This window comes from Cerasibacillus terrae, assembly GCF_008039555.1.
Classification (GTDB): domain Bacteria; phylum Bacillota; class Bacilli; order Bacillales; family Amphibacillaceae; genus Cerasibacillus; species Cerasibacillus terrae.
The window spans coordinates 1-17,117 of record NZ_VDUW01000005.1 but is presented as its reverse complement, the minus strand read 5'-3'; the positions used below and the strand labels follow the sequence as shown (position 1 = coordinate 17,117).

Annotated in this window: 19 protein-coding genes and 1 other RNA gene; 15 read left to right on the top strand and 5 right to left on the bottom strand. The window is 35.6% G+C overall.

The annotated features are described in order from the left end of the window. Positions 1-37: 37 nt before the first annotated feature. Positions 38-1,366: a cytochrome ubiquinol oxidase subunit I gene (locus FHP05_RS08595; RefSeq protein ID WP_147667114.1), complete on the bottom strand. Its 1,329-nt coding sequence runs from the start codon at positions 1,364-1,366 to the stop codon at positions 38-40. 524 nt (positions 1,367-1,890) lie between these two features. Between FHP05_RS08595 and FHP05_RS08590 the strand changes: the two genes are divergently transcribed. The 4 genes from FHP05_RS08590 (at position 1,891) to FHP05_RS08570 (ending at position 7,001) form a co-directional block, all read left to right on the top strand. After that, on the top strand, positions 1,891-2,832 hold the full coding sequence (locus FHP05_RS08590) for a nucleoside hydrolase (RefSeq protein ID WP_147667112.1): 942 nt from the start codon (positions 1,891-1,893) through the stop codon (positions 2,830-2,832). Between the two features lie 218 nt (positions 2,833-3,050). Then, complete coding sequence (locus tag FHP05_RS08580; RefSeq protein ID WP_147667110.1) at positions 3,051-4,769, top strand: globin-coupled sensor protein; 1,719 nt, start codon at positions 3,051-3,053, stop codon at positions 4,767-4,769. 169 nt (positions 4,770-4,938) lie between these two features. Further along, positions 4,939-6,384 carry a sodium/proline symporter gene (locus tag FHP05_RS08575; RefSeq protein WP_147667108.1) on the top strand — a complete coding sequence of 482 codons (1,446 nt, stop codon included), beginning with the start codon at positions 4,939-4,941 and terminating at the stop codon, positions 6,382-6,384. A gap of 122 nt (positions 6,385-6,506) precedes the next feature. Then, positions 6,507-7,001: a nucleoside 2-deoxyribosyltransferase gene (locus FHP05_RS08570; protein ID WP_147667107.1), complete on the top strand. Its 495-nt coding sequence runs from the start codon at positions 6,507-6,509 to the stop codon at positions 6,999-7,001. 158 nt (positions 7,002-7,159) lie between these two features. Here FHP05_RS08570 and FHP05_RS08565 read toward each other — a convergent pair whose 3' ends face one another. Beyond that, positions 7,160-7,498 carry a DoxX family protein gene (locus tag FHP05_RS08565; protein ID WP_147667105.1) on the bottom strand — a complete coding sequence of 113 codons (339 nt, stop codon included), beginning with the start codon at positions 7,496-7,498 and terminating at the stop codon, positions 7,160-7,162. A 160-nt stretch (positions 7,499-7,658) separates the two neighbouring features. Here FHP05_RS08565 and FHP05_RS08560 point away from each other — a divergent pair, with 160 nt between their 5' ends. From FHP05_RS08560 to FHP05_RS08535, 6 genes are all read left to right on the top strand, one after another. Then, positions 7,659-8,006, top strand: coding sequence for a winged helix-turn-helix transcriptional regulator (locus FHP05_RS08560; protein WP_147667103.1), 348 nt, complete (start codon positions 7,659-7,661; stop codon positions 8,004-8,006). Between the two features lie 146 nt (positions 8,007-8,152). Further along, on the top strand, positions 8,153-9,151 hold the full coding sequence (sppA, locus tag FHP05_RS08555; RefSeq protein ID WP_147667101.1) for a signal peptide peptidase SppA: 999 nt from the start codon (positions 8,153-8,155) through the stop codon (positions 9,149-9,151). A gap of 23 nt (positions 9,152-9,174) precedes the next feature. Continuing rightward, positions 9,175-9,669 (top strand): RDD family protein, encoded by a 495-nt coding sequence (locus tag FHP05_RS08550; protein WP_147667099.1) that lies wholly within the window; start codon positions 9,175-9,177, stop codon positions 9,667-9,669. A gap of 426 nt (positions 9,670-10,095) precedes the next feature. Continuing rightward, the gene (locus FHP05_RS08545; protein WP_147667097.1) at positions 10,096-10,587 is read left to right on the top strand and encodes a rhodanese-like domain-containing protein; all 492 of its coding nucleotides are present in this window, start codon (positions 10,096-10,098) and stop codon (positions 10,585-10,587) included. 72 nt (positions 10,588-10,659) lie between these two features. Then, on the top strand, positions 10,660-11,790 hold the full coding sequence (locus FHP05_RS08540) for an MBL fold metallo-hydrolase (protein ID WP_147667095.1): 1,131 nt from the start codon (positions 10,660-10,662) through the stop codon (positions 11,788-11,790). Between the two features lie 131 nt (positions 11,791-11,921). Beyond that, on the top strand, positions 11,922-12,704 hold the full coding sequence (locus FHP05_RS08535) for a sulfite exporter TauE/SafE family protein (protein ID WP_147667093.1): 783 nt from the start codon (positions 11,922-11,924) through the stop codon (positions 12,702-12,704). Positions 12,705-12,894: 190 nt separating this feature from the next. Here FHP05_RS08535 and FHP05_RS08530 read toward each other — a convergent pair whose 3' ends face one another. Next, positions 12,895-13,380 (bottom strand): hypothetical protein, encoded by a 486-nt coding sequence (locus FHP05_RS08530; protein WP_147667091.1) that lies wholly within the window; start codon positions 13,378-13,380, stop codon positions 12,895-12,897. Positions 13,381-13,481: 101 nt separating this feature from the next. Here FHP05_RS08530 and FHP05_RS15345 point away from each other — a divergent pair, with 101 nt between their 5' ends. Genes FHP05_RS15345 through FHP05_RS08515 form a run of 3 tightly spaced genes read left to right on the top strand, consistent with a single transcriptional unit; the run spans position 13,482 to position 15,008 of the window. Continuing rightward, positions 13,482-13,997: a hypothetical protein gene (locus FHP05_RS15345; RefSeq protein WP_191126297.1), complete on the top strand. Its 516-nt coding sequence runs from the start codon at positions 13,482-13,484 to the stop codon at positions 13,995-13,997. Positions 13,998-14,008: 11 nt separating this feature from the next. Further along, a complete protein-coding gene (locus tag FHP05_RS08520; protein ID WP_147667089.1) occupies positions 14,009-14,836 on the top strand; it encodes an ATP-binding protein in 828 nt (275 codons plus the stop codon). Beyond that, the gene (locus FHP05_RS08515) at positions 14,820-15,008 is read left to right on the top strand and encodes a hypothetical protein (protein ID WP_147667087.1); all 189 of its coding nucleotides are present in this window, start codon (positions 14,820-14,822) and stop codon (positions 15,006-15,008) included. Before FHP05_RS08520 ends, FHP05_RS08515 begins: the two co-directional genes overlap by 17 nt. Positions 15,009-15,279: 271 nt before the next feature. On the opposite strand, the gene FHP05_RS15340 is transcribed toward FHP05_RS08515, so the two are convergent. After that, positions 15,280-15,429: a hypothetical protein gene (locus FHP05_RS15340; protein WP_191126296.1), complete on the bottom strand. Its 150-nt coding sequence runs from the start codon at positions 15,427-15,429 to the stop codon at positions 15,280-15,282. A 198-nt stretch (positions 15,430-15,627) separates the two neighbouring features. Here FHP05_RS15340 and ssrS point away from each other — a divergent pair. Further along, a non-coding RNA gene (gene ssrS / locus FHP05_RS08510) (6S RNA) lies at positions 15,628-15,814 on the top strand. Between the two features lie 161 nt (positions 15,815-15,975). After that, the gene (locus FHP05_RS08505) at positions 15,976-16,344 is read left to right on the top strand and encodes a VOC family protein (RefSeq protein WP_147667085.1); all 369 of its coding nucleotides are present in this window, start codon (positions 15,976-15,978) and stop codon (positions 16,342-16,344) included. A 226-nt stretch (positions 16,345-16,570) separates the two neighbouring features. Here FHP05_RS08505 and FHP05_RS08500 read toward each other — a convergent pair whose 3' ends face one another. Further along, positions 16,571-16,978: a hypothetical protein gene (locus FHP05_RS08500; RefSeq protein ID WP_147667083.1), complete on the bottom strand. Its 408-nt coding sequence runs from the start codon at positions 16,976-16,978 to the stop codon at positions 16,571-16,573. Positions 16,979-17,117: the final 139 nt, after the last annotated feature.

The window sequence follows — 17,117 nt, the reverse complement described above, 5'->3', positions numbered from 1 at the left end:
ATTGCGAATGAAGATTTACGCGAGATGCCTCACTTATCTATTGATTCCGTTCGGCTAATTCACGTTCAATCGGATTTTTCTTAAACATCCGTGTTAAGACAATGACAGACCCAATACCTAACACGACATAAAGTCCGGTAAATAGCCACAACATTAATTCGACTTGATTACTAGATGTTGCACCTTCTGCCGTTTTCATAATGCCATGAAGTACCCATGGTTGTCTTCCGACTTCATTCAGCCACCAGCCAGATTCAATTGCAATCATACATAATGGTCCACTGAAAACAAGAAGCCACAGGAAAGCTTTACTTTTAATAAACTTCCACCTTCTTCTTATACCAAGCCAATAGATTGCTGCGACGATAATAAGCAAGGTGCCGATTCCAACCATAATATCGAACAAATAATGAATGTAGAGAGGCGGAATTTCATCTTCAGAAAATTGATCTAACCCAATTACTTCCGCACTTGGATTTCCATATGCCAAAATACTTAACATAGAAGGAATTTCTAATGCATAACGGACTTCATTATCATCTGTTAATTGTCCCATCAAAATAAGTGGAGCATTTTCACTTGTTTCAAAATGCCATTCTGCTGCAGCTAATTTTTCTGGTTGATATTGGGCTAAATATTTTCCCGAAAAGTCTCCAATAATGAGAGATGCAATCGAAAAAACAAGTCCAACAGTCACGGTGAGATGGAGTGCTTTTTTATGATAGATATGTTTAGAACCTTTTACCATTCGATAAGCTGCAATAGATGCCAGGATGAAGGCTGCTGTCATAAACGCAGTTGCCACCACATGGGAAACTTTTGTCGGCATGGATGGATTGAACATTGCTTCGATGGGATTAACATTGATGAGCTCATTATTCAATATTTCAAAACCTTGTGGGGAGTTCATAAATGCATTGACCGTTGTAATAAATACCGCCGAAAAGGCTGCACCAATTGCCACCGGAACTAATAAGAGTAAATGTTTGAATTGATTATCGAATCGATCCCATGTATATAGATAAATCCCTAAAAAAATTGCCTCAAAAAAGAAAGCGAATGTTTCCATAAATAGGGGAAGGGCGATAATATGTCCAGCAACTTCCATAAAGTTAGGCCATAATAAGGATAAAAGGAGTCCGATAGCTGTTCCGGTCACAACCCCAACCGCAACAGTAATCGCATATCCACGTGTCCATCTTCTCGCTAGTAAAATATAATGTTCATCATTGCGGCGAATCCCGACCCACTGGGCAATCATTATAAATAATGGAATCCCAACTCCAATCGTTGCGTAAATAATATGAAAGGAAAGGGTTACCTCCGTAAGAATACGACTATAATGTACTGCTTCTTCATTAATCAAGATGAAGCTCCTCTCAAGAAAAAGTTTATTTTGTGTTCAGTGATGGATGGAATAAGAGGAACATCTTATCCACTAAGAAGGCGCTGAATAATTGAAATCATCATGATTGCTGCCACCGTAAACGATAACCAGATAAGTTTTTTCTCCTGTTTTTTATACATGAAAGACCACCTCTTACATTTGGTTAAAAAAGATTGTCTATTTTAGCCTACCCAAGAAAACGAAATTCATTGATTGGGTAATTTTGGAAATATATTGTGGTGATGATTAAAATGAAGTTAAAGATTGGTTGCATAGTGTGATACTTTTGGAATGGTTGATGTTAAAATAAGTGATAACATCTTTTGTTTGATTGGATGGTCACGATGGGGAGTTTAATAGACATTATTTTGCTGCAATGTTATTTCCGATTACAATGATTGTCATAACTCCAATTTTGTGATGACATAGTTAAAATCGTACTAAAAAATACAGTGTTGATTTAGATAAAATTATGAAGATATTTTAAAAAGGAAGTGGAGCAGATGGAGAAAATTATTTTAGATGTGGATACTGGAATTGATGATGCATTGGCGATTATTTTAGCAGAAGAAAGTGGACAACTAGATATATTAGGAATTACAGCTGTGAATGGAAATGTGCCAGTAGATACGGTGATGACAAATACGAAGAAAATGATTCAATTGATGAAACAGGACAGCTATACTGTTTATCGTGGAGCGAGTCGTCCACTTGTTAGAGATGCTTTTCATGAATTTCTCGTTCATGGGAGGGACGGATTAGGTGGGGCATTAGCTGGAATGGAAGTAGAGCCGGGTGACCCACAGCTCTTTGCTCCTGATTTTATCATTGAACAGGTGAAAAAATACCCCGGTGAAGTAACTTTGATTATGGTCGGGCCATTAACGAATTTGGCATTAGCTATTCAAAAAGCACCAGAAGCTTTAAAAAAAGTGAAGCAGGTTGTCATTATGGGCGGGTTGGTACAGAAAGCAGGATTTGGTAACACATTGCCAACGTCTGAATTTAATATATTCGCCGATGCAGAAGCAGCACGGATCGTATTTCATGCCGGATTACCTGTGAAGTTAATTAGTTTGGATGTGACGACACAGACATTTTTAACCCGCGAGCATATCGAGCAGTTAAAAGGCACCTATTATTATGATTTTGTTTTAAAAAGCACGGAAATTTATCGGAAGTATACGAAAGAAAAACTTGGAATGGATGGTTGTGCACTGCATGACCCATTAACCGTGGGGGTCGTCCTTGATCCAACACTCGTTAAAACAGCGAAATATTATGTCGATGTGGAAACAAAAGGTGAATTAAGTTATGGACAAACGATTTGTGACTTTCGTAATTTATTAAAGAAAGAACCTAATGTGGAAATTTGTTTAGATGTCGATGCTGAGCGGTTTGTCGAGATGTTTTTAAAAGTGTTGGGTAAAAAGGAAGTAAGATAAATATCGGGAATTCGAGAGGTATATCAGTGTTTCAAGGGGTATATCGGTATTTCAGCATATATATCAAAATTTCAATTTGTGTAGAATCAACCGATTGATGTGTGTGAGTAGAAAATGGAACAACTATTTTTATAAAAAAACAGGTAAAAAGTCATTCATATCACTTGTTATTTATAGGTTATTTTGGGACTATATAACTATAAAAGAGGAGTGGTAGGATGCTTTTGGGACGTAAATTCAAACCAGAACAGTATATTGATTCATTTAAAAGCGTGGATTTTTCAATAGATAGCATGGATTCGATTTCTGATTTACTGCAATTATGCCAATTAACGAAGAAAGATTTAGAGGCATTGTTAAAGATAGATGACATCATGGAAGAACATGCAGCAATCATTGCTGACAGACATTACGAAATGATTATGTCTATTTCAGGAATAAAAGATATTTTTAATCAACATACAGATTATAAAACATATACGACGATTATTACAGCGTATTTTAAACAATTAACAAAACCGACAATTAACAAGGAATATATTGACTATCGGAAGAAAATTGGTCAGGTACATAGTCGGATTCATTTAACAGATGAGTGGTATATTGGTTCGTATGTACGTGTATATGAATATTTATTACCATATATCATCTCTAAATTTCAATCTAAACCTAGTGAGTTAGCTGAAATTTTGATTGCCTTCAACCGAATCATTACATTCGATTCTCTTCTCGTATTACGTTCTTATCAAGAAGCTACTGATTTTCAGATGGCAGGAAATATCAATAAAGTAACGGAAAGTGTTTTGGGTGCTAACAAGGTTCATCATCTTCTAAATGATGTTCATGAAACAGTGAATGAAACATCTTATATTAATGAAGCAGCAACCAGCCTAAGTGATTCTATACAAGAAGTTGCATCACATACGACTAGCGTTTCTAGTCAGACACAGACAATGATTACAGATTCCAAAACTGGACTGAATTTGATTCAAGATTCACTTCATGGATTTTTGAAAATGACGGAAGACTTCAAGGAAATGAATGACACATTAAGCCATTTATTGGAAAATGTAGAAGAGATAACAAAAATTATGTCACTGATTGAGAATTTCGCGGAAAACACCAATCTCTTAGCTTTGAATGCGTCGATTGAAGCAGCACGGGCAGGGGAATATGGAAAAGGATTCTCCGTTGTTGCGAGTGAAGTTCGAAGACTTGCAGAACAAACAAAGGATTCTGTACAACAAATCAATCATACCGTAGAAAGTATGCAAGATGATTCCGTCCATGTTGGTCAAATGACAAAGGAAATGGCTGAAGTTCTAAATAATCGTGTCAAACAGGCGACAGAAGCGATGGAACAGATGCAACAAATAACGAAGCAATTGAATACAATTGGTGAATCGACAACAAATATGGCTGATATCATTCAAGAACAATCATCCTCAACTGGGAATATTACGGATCGAATTACCAATATTTATGAACAAACGGAGAAAATAAAAGATCAATCACATATAACAGGAAAGTCAATCTATGATGCTAGTGTGGAAATATCTGATCTCCGGGAAAAGGTAATGAATGAGATTAATAGTCTTTCATCAACAGAATTATTGCAAAGTGTACGAACCGAACATCACTTACTCGAATGGTGGCTTTATAATAGATTTCTAGGATATGATTATCCAACTATTGATCAGGACATCGAACTATCTTCTTGTCGTTTAGAACACTGGTTGCATGAGCAGAAACAGGCTGGAACAGGGGAAAATTTGAAACTGAAAAAGGTAGAGAAATTACACCATACCTATCACGTTCAACTAAAACAAATGAATGAATGGATGAAAAAGGGCAATATGAGTACAGCATATGAACAGTTACGGGAAGTTCGAGAGATATCTGGGGAGTTGGATCGTGTATTGTTTGGGTTGGTTTAAATGTGTGATAGGTAGAATGAGTTGTGAAACGACACTTTAATAAACACCCTTTTTATGTTCTTTTTTAATAGCTGATTTCATAGTGTATTAAAAAGGGACATGGGGGTGTTTTTTTATATCCAAGAATATGTAAACGCTTACTTTGATGAAAGTAAAAAGGAGGCGAATGATGAATACAATCATTATAGCGGAGTTTATTATTTATTTTCTTGTGATTATTGGTGTAGGATACATGATGAGTCGGACGAAGATGAGTCACGATGTATTTCTTTTAGGTGGAAAAAGATTACCTGGTTGGGTCCTTGCTTTTTCTGAACGAGCAACAGGAGAGTCTGCGTGGTTATTATTAGGATTTACTGGGTTTGTGTTTGCAACTGGTCTATCTGGTGTTTGGGTTGCAGCTGGAATTGCTTCAGGTATTTTGTTTGCTTGGATTTTTCTATCACGGAAATTTATGCGAGAAGCGGATCGATATAAAGTACTCACATTGCCAGATTACCTCGCAGCTAGATTCGGCGAAAAAGCCAATATCATACGCTGGTTAGCGACCATTTTAATTGCAAGTTTCTTTGTGTTTTATGTTGGAGCACAATTAGCAGGGGCTGGGAAATTATTTTTAACGACATTTGATATCAGTGAGAATGTCGGTATACTAATCGCAACAGTTGTTATTTTAGCGACAGCATTTTTTGGAGGATTCCTATCTGTGGTGTGGACAGATATGATCCAAAGCATCATGATGTTAATTACATTATGTGTGTTACCGATTGTTGCACTCATTTATATTTCAACGAATGATTTATCCATTAGTGCTTCATTAGTTCAAGCAGGACCAGAATTTGATTCGTGGTTAGGCGGAACAACTGGATTTGCAATTGGTATCCTATTTTTCAATAATTTCTCCTGGTTCTTTGGATATTTAGGTGGGCAACCACAATTAAGTGCTCGTTTTATGGCAATGCGAAATGAAAAAGAAGCGAAACAAGGAATTGTTGTTGGTGTTATTTGGACCTTACTTGCATATACAGGAGCATTTTTAATCGGCTTGGCTGCTATTGCAATTTATAAACAGGATTCATTTAGTGATGTGGAGACCGTTTTACCACAAATGATTATTGATTTAATGCCTCCGTGGATATCGGGACTTTTACTAGCAGGGATTATGGCTGCAATAATCACCACAGCAAATTCACAATTAATGGTTGTAACCAGTTCGGTTAGTGAAGATATTATTCATAAAACACTTGGTATGAAACTAAGTGACCGTCAATTAGTATTCATTTCTCGATTAACCATTCTCATAGCGGGTTTAACAGGAATGGTCATTGCGTTAACTTCTGATTCTTTATTATATTTAGTTGTTAGTTGGGCATGGGCAGGAGTTGGTGGAACACTATCTCCAGCAATATTACTCACCTTTTTCTGGCGGCGCTATTCTAGCATTGGCTTAATTGCAACAATCACTTCAGGATTTATTTTTACTGTACTTTGGATTAGTACTCCTCTTGATTCCATTATTACCTCACGTTTTACGACGTTTTTCATTGCTGCAATTTTCGGGATTGTATTCAGTTTGTTATTTCCTGATAAACCATCTTCACATACAAAAATGTAAAACAAGAGATATAAAATCAGAAGCACATTTAATGCCAGTGCTTCTGATTTTATTTATTTAGGATGTTATAATAGATTAAAAGAATTTATGATTATTTTGTAATACATGTTAGGAGAAGATAAATGAAAGCATATTTAGCAAATGGATTATTTAGTGAGGCAGATCAACTGTACAATAAATTATTAGCAAAGGAAATACGTCTCGCTTTGCCTGGGATTGATTTGTATGTTCCACAAGAAAATGCAGCATTAAATGACAAATCAGGATATGCTGATTCTGTTTCTATTTTCAATGGGGACAATGAATATTTGGATAAGGCGGATATATTAATTGCTGTATTAGATGGTGTAGAAATTGATTCGGGAGTGGCTGCAGAAGTAGGGCGCTTTATTACTTTAAAAGAATTTAACCCCACTTCAAAATACATCATTGGTTTATATACAGATGTTAGGCAACAAGGAAGAGATAACCAAAAGAAAATAAATGCCTTGATTCAAGACGGGACAGAAAATCAGTTTATGTATCGTAACTTGTATGTTATTGGTGGAATTAAAAACCATGGGAAAATTGTTTCCAGTATAGATGAGTTGTGTAATGAATTGAAGGATTTAAATTAAAAATTATGTATCGTCTGTTTGAACTTAGTGGGATATAAAGAACCGAACAATGTCATAGCATAAACTTTATCTAGATGTGTTTTATCTGAACGAATTGGGAAATCAATACAGCAAACGGTGCTCTAACAAAGGGAGCACCGTTTTTTCATTTTGATTATTTAATTCAACACAGCCACAACAACAGATAACACAAGTAATAACGTCGGCATTACTGCTGTGGAGATAGGGTCTTTCGCACGGATATGGGCAAGTGCTGCGAAAAACATGATAATTGCTAAGCCAATTCCTGCCAAAAATGCGAGTGTCGGAACCCAGATTCCAATAATTAAACCAGCTGCACCGAGAAGTTCTAAGATTCCTGTAAGTACTCGAAGCCATTGTGGGAGTCCAAAATGTTCAAATCCCTTCACCATATCTTCAGAAGTAAATTTCATTACTCCGAACATGATAAATCCCAAACCTAATATAATTTGTAATATGATTGCAACTATATGCATCAATCATTCACTCCTTTTATTATTGTTCATCTTCTATTATGGACCACATAGTATATTTTTGTAAGAAGGCACTTTAAAGTGGTATAGTATCCTTAAAGATACTGTGGTGAATAAATTTGGATTATGAAAGATTTTTCGATGAAAGAAAGGGGTTATTTTCATGGAAGACAAAACATGTCATGGCGTGGAAACAGCAGTTCACGCATTAGTAGGGAAATGGAAGCCGATCATTTTATATCAACTTATGGAAACAGGTACGATGCGTTTTAACGAATTAAAACGATCCATTCCAAATATCACACAGAAAATGCTTACCACCCAATTACGTGAATTAGAGTATCATAAAATTGTACATCGTGAAGTATATCCGCAAGTACCACCGAAAGTAGAGTATTCCCTGACAGAGTATGGAAAGAAAATCATACCCATTTTACAATCCATGCAAGAGTGGGGGACAGCACATCAACAATATATGCGAGAAAATGATATACAGACGATAGAAAAGTGAATAGTTGGCTATAATAGAATCAACAGGGAGGTCCCTCTTTTTTTTACGAAAAAGAGGAAAACTCCCTGTTAAATTTTTCCTAGGTACGTTATATTTAAATCATACATAATTTTAAATGAATACGTGAATAAAAAAGGAGGACAAGTATGAGTCAGAAACGTTGGGTTGCGTTAGGAATTGCTGCTGTGTTATTTGTGATTTCAGTCGTTTCATCTATACAATCAGCAGTTAAAACAACAGATTGGGGAGAAATGATTGGCATTTCGACAGACATTAAAGAGGAAGTACGGGAAAAAGGGACAAGTCCCGATAAAATTGTGGTGCTCCGTTTAGATGGTGTGATTATGGACGGTGGTGCAGGAAGTTTATTAGCAGGGAGTGCGTATGATCATCAGCGCTTTTTAAAACAGCTGGAACATGCAGGAGAAGATCCATCAGTCAAAGGTGTCGTGCTTCGTGTAAATACACCTGGTGGGGGTGTGGTTGAAAGTGCTGAAATAGCTGAAAAAGTAATGGAACTTCAAACAGAGCATAAAAAGCCTGTTTACATATCAATGGCAAGTACTGCTGCCTCTGGTGGGTATTATATTTCTGCACTCGCTACAAAAATTATTGCACATCCATCCACATTAACAGGATCTATTGGTGTCATTGTCGAATCCTTTAATTATAGTGAATTTGCTAAAAAGCATGGCTTAGATACCAATACCATTACAAGTGGAAAACATAAAGATATTTTATCTCCGTCACGTAAAATGACAGATGAAGAACGAGATATTATGCAATCGATTGTGGATGATATGTATGAAGAGTTTGTTCAAGTAATTGTCGATGGTCGTGACATGCCTGAAAAAGAAGTGAAACAATTGGCAGATGGACGTGTTTATTCTGGTAACCAGGCAAAAGAACTTCAATTAGTTGATGAGTTAGGTTCCTTGGATGATACCATCAGCATTTTAAAAAAGGATTATCAATTAAAAGGTGCACAAGTTGTCGAATATAAAAACGGTCCAGGATTAGGAATTGATCAATTTATCGGCTCAAAAGTCCAAAACATGTTTGGTTCCGAGGTGGATTTGTTTGAGTTAAATGATTTAATCAGACAATCCAATGCACCAAGGCCGATGTATTTATATGCGAAATAGTATGGTAATGAGGAGGAAATGATATGACGGAAATTCAAGAAGATAAAAGAAATTCCCATGTATCCAGTCCCAGTACTATTCGCTATGCAGGTTTTTGGATGCGGTTCTGGGCATATATGGTGGATGTACTCGTAACATCAAGCATCAGTACGATCCTATTAAATCCATTTTCTGCGTTGGATACGGCAAGTCCATTAGGCTGGACATATACAGGGATAATTGCTGTGCTTATCTTTTTTATCTATTTTGTTTTGATGACAAAATATTTTGGCCAGACATTAGGAAAAATGATTTTTGGTTTAAAGGTCATGCGAAAAGATGGGACTCCACTAACATGGAATGATGTTCTCTTTCGGGAAGTGATTGGACGATTTTTCTACCGTGTGTTTGGAATAGCAAAAATCCTGTATCTTATCATTGCTTTTGATAAACAGAAAAGAGGAATCCATGATATGATCGCCGATACGATTGTCGTTCATGAAGCATCCAATGAAGTTGTAGGGGAACTTTCGTATTAGAAAAATGTATTATATGAAGCAACATCCTGTTCTTATACGGATGTTGCTTTTGTTATTTTTGAATGGATCATTTTTGGTAAGTTTTAATGATTGACAAAAACCTTTCTGTGGTTTAATATCGTAAACAAGTTGTTCATAGGAATAACCTATTTTTTTACATTAAATAATACCCATATAGGTATGTAAAAGAGCTTGTGTGCTGCATAATTTTTTAAAAAATGTACACTTCAAAACGAATCTCATGATAATAAAAATCCAATCATAACATTCTCTTCTAGTGAATCAATCGTTTATACTGGATAGGTAGTGTTAACTTTTAAGGGTGTAGGAGGAATTATGATGGATTTTAAAGTAAATGAACAATTAGATGTTACACAAGATACAAATGAGCAGGCTCTTTTACATATTAAAGAGAAGGTATAGAAAATGAATAAGGGGGAAGTACTAGAGATACTTACTTCAGATAAAAAATTTGCTAAAGAACTAAAAGTATTGGCAAATGACATGCGTAGTTCGTATTTTGGTGACAGAGAAGTAAGTGGAAAACATTATATTCGAAAAGAAACTAGAACAGAAAAGAGCGATACCATGGAACGAAACTACATTATGTCTTTAGAAGACTTTACAAAAAAATATGAAAAAGACGATGATTTATATGTCCTGGATGTTCGGGAGGATTTTGAATATGCAGTTAGTCATGTTCCTGGTGCTGTTTTAATTCCTCTAGGGGAATTAGAGGCGAACATGGACAAAATCCCGAAAGATAAGGAAGTGCATATCATTTGCCGGACAGGAAATCGCAGTGATTTCGCAGCAAGAATTTTAATGGAGTCTGGGTATGAACATGTTTTTAATATTGTGCCTGGAATGATTTCTTGGGATGGACCAGTGGACACAGGTATACCGAATAAGGAATAAGAGGTTAAAACAGTGATTGAAGCGGGCAGGTAATCAAGGGTTAAACAGATTTAAAGGAGAGGGGATTTTTAAATGCCAAAAGTAATGACAGCTCATCAATTAGCGAAAAAAATTATGAATCAGGAAGAAATTTTTATTCTAGATCTTCGCAAACGAGAAGAGTTTGAAAAGTGGAAAATAGAGGGGGTTCATGTGACTTATAGAAATGAACCCTATGCAGAAATCATTGACAATGTAGAAAAATTGGAAGGGAAAATTGCTAAAGAACAAGAAATCGTCGTGGTATGTGCTAAAGGAAGTGGATCTACAAATCTAGTAGGAAAGCTTGAAAAAATAGGGTTTAAGGATGTATATGATTTTAAAGGTGGAATGAAGGCTTGGAGTGAGCACCTCGAGCCAGTTAAAATTGGCGACTTAAAAGATGGGGGGAGCCTATACCAATTTGTTCGCTTAGGGAAAGGTTGCTTGTCCTATTTTATTGAATCGAATGGAGAAGCGGCTGTTGTTGATCCGGTTCGTATGACAGATGTTTTCGAAGCATTTGCCAAGGAAAAAAACGTAACAATCAAACATACCATTGATACCCATTTACATGCAGACCATATTTCTGGTGGAAGAAAATTGGCTGAAAAAGTAGGTGGAATATATCATCTACCACCAAAAGATGCGACAGAAGTGACATTTGATTATACACCTCTAGAAGAAGGAAATGATATTACGGTTGGAAATACGACAGTAAGTGTGGAACCACTGTATTCACCAGGCCACACAATCGGAAGTACTTCTTTAATTGTGGACGGAAAATATTTATTAACGGGAGATATTTTATTTGTCAAATCGATTGGTAGACCTGATTTAGCTGGTATGGCAGAAGATTGGGTTGGTGATTTAAGGGAAACATTATACAGTCGCTATAAAGCATTATCAGATGATTTAATGGTTTTACCAGCACATTTTTCCTTTATTGAGGAATTAAGTAAAGATGGTTCGGTTTCCGCTCATTTAGGTGACCTATACAAGGAAAATTCTGGGCTTCAAGTGGAAGATGAGACAGCATTTCGTAAGTTAGTGACAGATGATCTTCCACCACAACCGAATGCATATCAAGAAATTCGCCAAACAAATATGGGGAAAATGGACCCAGAATTAGAAAAACAACGAGAAATGGAATCTGGACCAAACCGCTGTGCGATTGAAGCATAAGGTAAAAGAACTCCCAATTGGTTTGCTATGAAGAGGGAAGGATCTGAAAGCAGATCCTTCTTATAAAACGGAATAAGCTAGTAAGGTGTCCTTCGCTTAAAAGGTCTCCTTATCTTTAGGGGGAGTTTTAAATGGAATATAGTTTGATATTTATCATTGTTATTTTTCTGATTGGATTTGTCGGATCATTTATTTCTGGAATGGTTGGAATTGGTGGTTCCATTATTAAATATCCTTTGCTTTTATATATTCCGGGATTATTAGGACTTTCAACTTTCACATCCCATGAAGTTTCAGGAATTAGTGCGATTCAAGTTTTCTTTGCGACAATTGGTGGAGTTTGGGCCTATCGTAAAGGTGGCTATTTAAATAAAAATTTGATTATATATATGGGAACTAGTATTTTGCTTGGAAGTTTCATCGGTGGATATGGCTCTCAATTTATGAGTGCTGGAGGGGTGAATGTAGTCTATGGTGTGCTTGCAACTATTGCGGCTATCATGATGTTTATCCCGAAGAAAGGCCTCGATGATATCCCATTAGATCAAGTGACTTTTAATAAAGGATTAGCAGCATCGTTAGCCTTTATTGTCGGAATTGGTGCAGGGATTGTGGGAGCAGCCGGGGCATTTATTCTTGTTCCAATCATGCTTGTTGTATTAAAAATACCGACACGAATGACAATTGCAACATCATTAGCTATCACCTTCATATCATCGATTGGATCTACCGCTGGGAAAATTTTAACCGGACAAATTCTTTATGTTCCAGCACTTATTATGATTGTCGCAAGCCTCATTGCAGCCCCACTTGGTGCAAAAGCAGGACAAAAAATGAATACAAAAATTTTGCAATGGATTCTTGCTATTCTTATTTTAGGAACAGCGGTAAAAATTTGGTTAGATGTTTTTTAAATTAGAGTATGTTCAAAAGAAAAATTTATAAAAAAATGATTTACAAACTTAAATCTCTCACGCAGATGCGGAGGGATTTTTTTGTTTTTTCGGAGAATTGTTGAGCTTTTACAGAAAAGCATAAATATGTTGCTGTTATTTGCAGTCGATATACATGAATTATGAGAAATCCTACAAGTATTTCGTGTAATTATGTTTTAATCGTTCCCATATTTTGTGCAGCAAGTATTTTCGGTAATGAATAGGAGCTAATCGTTCCCTTATTATGTGGAACGAGTGTTTTCGGTAATGAATAGGAGCTAATCGTTCCCGTATTATGTGGAACGAGTGTTTTTGGTAATGAATAGGGGTTAATCGTTCCCATATTATGTGGAATGAGTGTTTTTGGTAATGAATAGGAGCTAATCGTTCCCTTATTATGTGGAATGAGTGTTTTCGGTAATGAATAGGAGCTAATCGTTCCCTTATTATGTGGAATGAGTGTTTTTGGTAATGAATAGGAGCTAATCGTTCCCTTATTATGTGGAACGAGTGTTTTTGGTAATGAATAGGAGCTAATCGTTCCCGTATTTTGTGCTGCAGTGATTTTTGGTAATGAATAGGGGTTAATCGTTCCCTTATTATGTGAAACGAGTGTTTTCGGTAATGAATAGCTTGTTGGTGGTATTAGTAACAAATGATATGAAAAGATTTTTTTACAAAACTTGCCCCCTTTTTATATATTTATTCGATTATTTAAATGAAGGGAATATTTTATTTTAAAAGGGGTGTGTCCATATGTATGGATGGATCAAATTATATCGAGAATTATTACATAAGCCGATTTGGACAGATTCAACACCAGAGCAAAAAACCATTCTCATTACACTTCTATTAATGGCAAATCATGAACGAAGGGAATGGGAATGGAAAGGGGAGAAATATGAAGCGCTGCCAGGACAGTTTGTGACTAGTTTACCACGGATTGCGGAAAAGGCAGGAAAGCAAATTACGATTCAAAAGGTAAGAACTGCATTAGTACGATTTAAAAAGTATGAATTTTTAACAGATGAATCAACGAACAGAAATCGCTTAATCACGATTGTGAATTGGGAGTCTTATCAAGGTCAGTATAGATTAAAAACAGGTAAAAAGGCAGATAAACAACAGGCTGATAACAGGCAATTAACAACTAATAAGAAAGAAAGAAGAAAAGAAGGGAAGAACAATACATTAAAAAAAAGACATGAAAACAAAAAGAATCAGATTACAAAGATTAAAAATCATGTTTACACATATAATCTTGGATTTTAGGAGGATGTCATGTGAAATCAATTCAACAAATGATGGGAAAACAATCCGTAAAAGTATTAAAGAAATTCATTTGCAAAACGTGTCAACATCCCGTGATCCAAAAGGAGATGGTGATTCCATTCGGTCCATATCGTGGAAGGAAAGTTGCTGTCCATGAAGGATGTAAATGTAAGGATATGGAAATTGTGAGAAAAGTACTTCAAACTAATAAACAACAAAAACAAAAGAAATTAGCAAAACTTTTTCAAGGACATTCATTGATTAATACGTCTCTACAAAGAGCTGCTTTCGAAACTTTTCAAGTGCGGACAGATAGTTTGAAAAAGGTAAAAAAAGATATGATTCAATATGCAAAGGATTTTCATCCGGAGACTTCAACGAATCTATTATTTGTCGGGGGCTTTGGAGTTGGTAAGAGCCATCTAGCCGTTGCAATTACGAAAGAATTGATGAAACAGGGTTATAGCTGCTTATTTTTATCTGTTCCTAAATTACTAACTAAAATTAGACAGACATATAGTGGAACAACCAATTTTAATGAAGCGATGATTCTTGAATTAATTGAAAGTGTTGATTTATTTGTTCTAGATGATTTAGGAACAGAGTATACGAATAAAAAGAAATCAGATGATAACTGGACACATACGAAACTTTTTGAAGTATTAGATAGTCGTCAAGGAAAGCCGACCATTTACACGACAAATTTGAATGGAGAACAATTGAAGAAAAAGGTAAATGGACGTAATCTTTCACGAATCATGGATGGTACAGAAGTGGTTCATATGAATGGAGTAGATTATCGAATGAGAGGGAGAGTGCATTATGAAAAAGGCAATTGAAGTGTTTAAAGATATGAAAAGTGTCATGATTTTTGATCCAGAGGACTCCCAAGAGGAAACCAACCGAAAATGGGGAAATTGGTGGAACCATAATCAAAAAAGTGCCGTCCTCGATAAAGCCGTTCCCGGTGTTGAAGAAACATGGCGTATGCTCCATGGAGAAAAGAAATAGGAAATTCCAATATAAAAGTAGGTATTTTAATAAAGTGAAGCTTCAATCAGTGGGAGTTTTTTCATCTCCCCTTGATTGTTAGTTGAACGAATCGGGCCTTTAATGGCTGTTGACCTCCACCTATAATTCTTGAGTAGCTCGAATTCTTGATGTGGAGGTCTTTCAGCCAGTTAATTTACGATAAAAGGACTGAAACCCCGATATAGACAAAAAATTTTCCTCATTTTTGCAATGAAAAAGAATGAGGGAATTCAAAGGAGGAATTTTTTATTTAGCCGGCATTATCCTGGTTCTCTTGTTGTTGTTCAGATGGTTCTTCCGTTGGATCTGGTTCCTGTTCGTCGTTTGCTGTATTACAGGCGGCTAGCCCTGTGAAAAGCATGGCAGCAAATATTCCAACTGCAAATTTCTTTAATTTCATATGTTCACCTCAAATCCTTTATTAATTTTAGTTTCTATAATGTACTGGAAAATATACAGGATTTTTTAAAAAAGTTTGGTTCGTCAAAATGATTTTGTTCTTTATGAAAAAATGAATTTAATGAAAAAAAGGGAGGGATTTGATTAAAAAGGGAAATTTTTACATTGCATTTTTTAAAAGGCTGGTGTATTATATATTCACAGGCTACATTGTACGTATTTATTTAAGTTTTAACCTCTAATGTGAATATAGGGAGTTTTAAATCGGGACCCTAATGTCACGCCGGCCTTTGAGCGGAAGGCAGTCAGGTTTCTGCGAACACCCACTTAGTTGAAGTGGTGGTTTAAAACTTTTTTATAGCAAATACGGCAAATGTGGCTATATTTTTGAATCTAAATGAAACCGGTTACATAAAAACTGGTTTCTTTTTTTATTTAGTAAGTATAATAAAAAGTTATACTAAATTATTTTAATTTGATATTATACTTATAAACTAGAATCTTATAAAATAAGGGTGGATAAAAAAATGAAGGAGATGGTGATGAAGTGGAATTTCATTACGAAAAATTGGATCATGTTCAATTAGCAGCACCGGCAAATAGTGAGGAAACTGCCCGTCAGTTTTATCGGGATTTATTAGGATTTAAAGAAATAGAAAAGCCAGATCCATTAAGGAAAAATGGTGGTGTTTGGTTTCGTTGTGGCAATGTTGAGCTTCATATCGGGATTGAGGATCCTTTTTCTCCTGCTAAAAAAGCTCATCCAGCCATTCGTGTGAAACACTTATCTGCTATGAAATTATATTTAGACGAACAAGGCTATTTTTATACCGTTGATAAGAATTTACCAAATGCAGAACGTTTTTATCTTTCTGATCCATTTGGAAATCGAATTGAATTTTTGGAATGGAGGTAGGAAAGAAAACATAGTACAGTCCCTAAGCTCATGATATTTGAAAAAAATGATTGAAATGGGTATTTGGTATTAACGATGGAGGTTGTGTACGATAAAAAAATACAAATCCAGCAAATGTGCCGGATTTGTATACATAGGGCGAGAGCATATTTTTAGTAACTGGATAAAGTCCTACATTTTTAAGAAACAGATTTCATATGTTGTAGTAGGCATAAAAAAACATGAATCAATAGAAAAATGGGAAGAAAAAGCGACGTATTCCAAAGAATGGGAAAAAGAATGGATGGAATCTTCTAAATCGACGTGGGACATAACCTCCTCCAAATCCAGGTCCATATCCATATTGTCTGTTATGATGCGAATGATGCGAATTGTCATCCGGGCCTTCTCCAATAGGCATTAAGAGATATACATTATCGTTATCCATATTAACGATGATTCCTTCATATTGCTTCCCATCATTCATCTCCATCACAACGTAATAATTCTTATAAGATTTACAAAAATCCTGCAAATGTTTCTTATGTCCTTCATCCATCATTGAATTTTGATACATTGAAGTTGACGGGTTTCTGTTCATATCCCCATGTTGTGGTTGCGTAGGCTGATAATCTGATTGCTCTTGATTATACATGTTTATAAAATCCTCCCTCTATATACTTTAAATATCTTTCATTTTCTCTTGTTTTCTCACATTTACTCAAACACTTAATAAAGATTATTTGTGATATTTATGTTCGGGTATTTATTTCGGAAGATTCTAACATGTTTTT

Coding starts and splice junctions, on each gene's coding strand:
- FHP05_RS08590 (WP_147667112.1), top strand. CDS start 1,891: ATGGAGAAAATTATTTTAGATGTGGATACTGGAATTGATGATGCATTG.
- FHP05_RS08580 (WP_147667110.1), top strand. CDS start 3,051: ATGCTTTTGGGACGTAAATTCAAACCAGAACAGTATATTGATTCATTT.
- FHP05_RS08575 (WP_147667108.1), top strand. CDS start 4,939: ATGAATACAATCATTATAGCGGAGTTTATTATTTATTTTCTTGTGATT.
- FHP05_RS08570 (WP_147667107.1), top strand. CDS start 6,507: ATGAAAGCATATTTAGCAAATGGATTATTTAGTGAGGCAGATCAACTG.
- FHP05_RS08565 (WP_147667105.1), bottom strand. CDS start 7,498: ATGCATATAGTTGCAATCATATTACAAATTATATTAGGTTTGGGATTT.
- FHP05_RS08560 (WP_147667103.1), top strand. CDS start 7,659: ATGGAAGACAAAACATGTCATGGCGTGGAAACAGCAGTTCACGCATTA.
- sppA (WP_147667101.1), top strand. CDS start 8,153: ATGAGTCAGAAACGTTGGGTTGCGTTAGGAATTGCTGCTGTGTTATTT.
- FHP05_RS08550 (WP_147667099.1), top strand. CDS start 9,175: ATGACGGAAATTCAAGAAGATAAAAGAAATTCCCATGTATCCAGTCCC.
- FHP05_RS08545 (WP_147667097.1), top strand. CDS start 10,096: ATGAATAAGGGGGAAGTACTAGAGATACTTACTTCAGATAAAAAATTT.
- FHP05_RS08540 (WP_147667095.1), top strand. CDS start 10,660: ATGCCAAAAGTAATGACAGCTCATCAATTAGCGAAAAAAATTATGAAT.
- FHP05_RS08535 (WP_147667093.1), top strand. CDS start 11,922: ATGGAATATAGTTTGATATTTATCATTGTTATTTTTCTGATTGGATTT.
- FHP05_RS15345 (WP_191126297.1), top strand. CDS start 13,482: ATGTATGGATGGATCAAATTATATCGAGAATTATTACATAAGCCGATT.
- FHP05_RS08515 (WP_147667087.1), top strand. CDS start 14,820: ATGAAAAAGGCAATTGAAGTGTTTAAAGATATGAAAAGTGTCATGATT.
- FHP05_RS15340 (WP_191126296.1), bottom strand. CDS start 15,429: ATGAAATTAAAGAAATTTGCAGTTGGAATATTTGCTGCCATGCTTTTC.
- FHP05_RS08500 (WP_147667083.1), bottom strand. CDS start 16,978: ATGTATAATCAAGAGCAATCAGATTATCAGCCTACGCAACCACAACAT.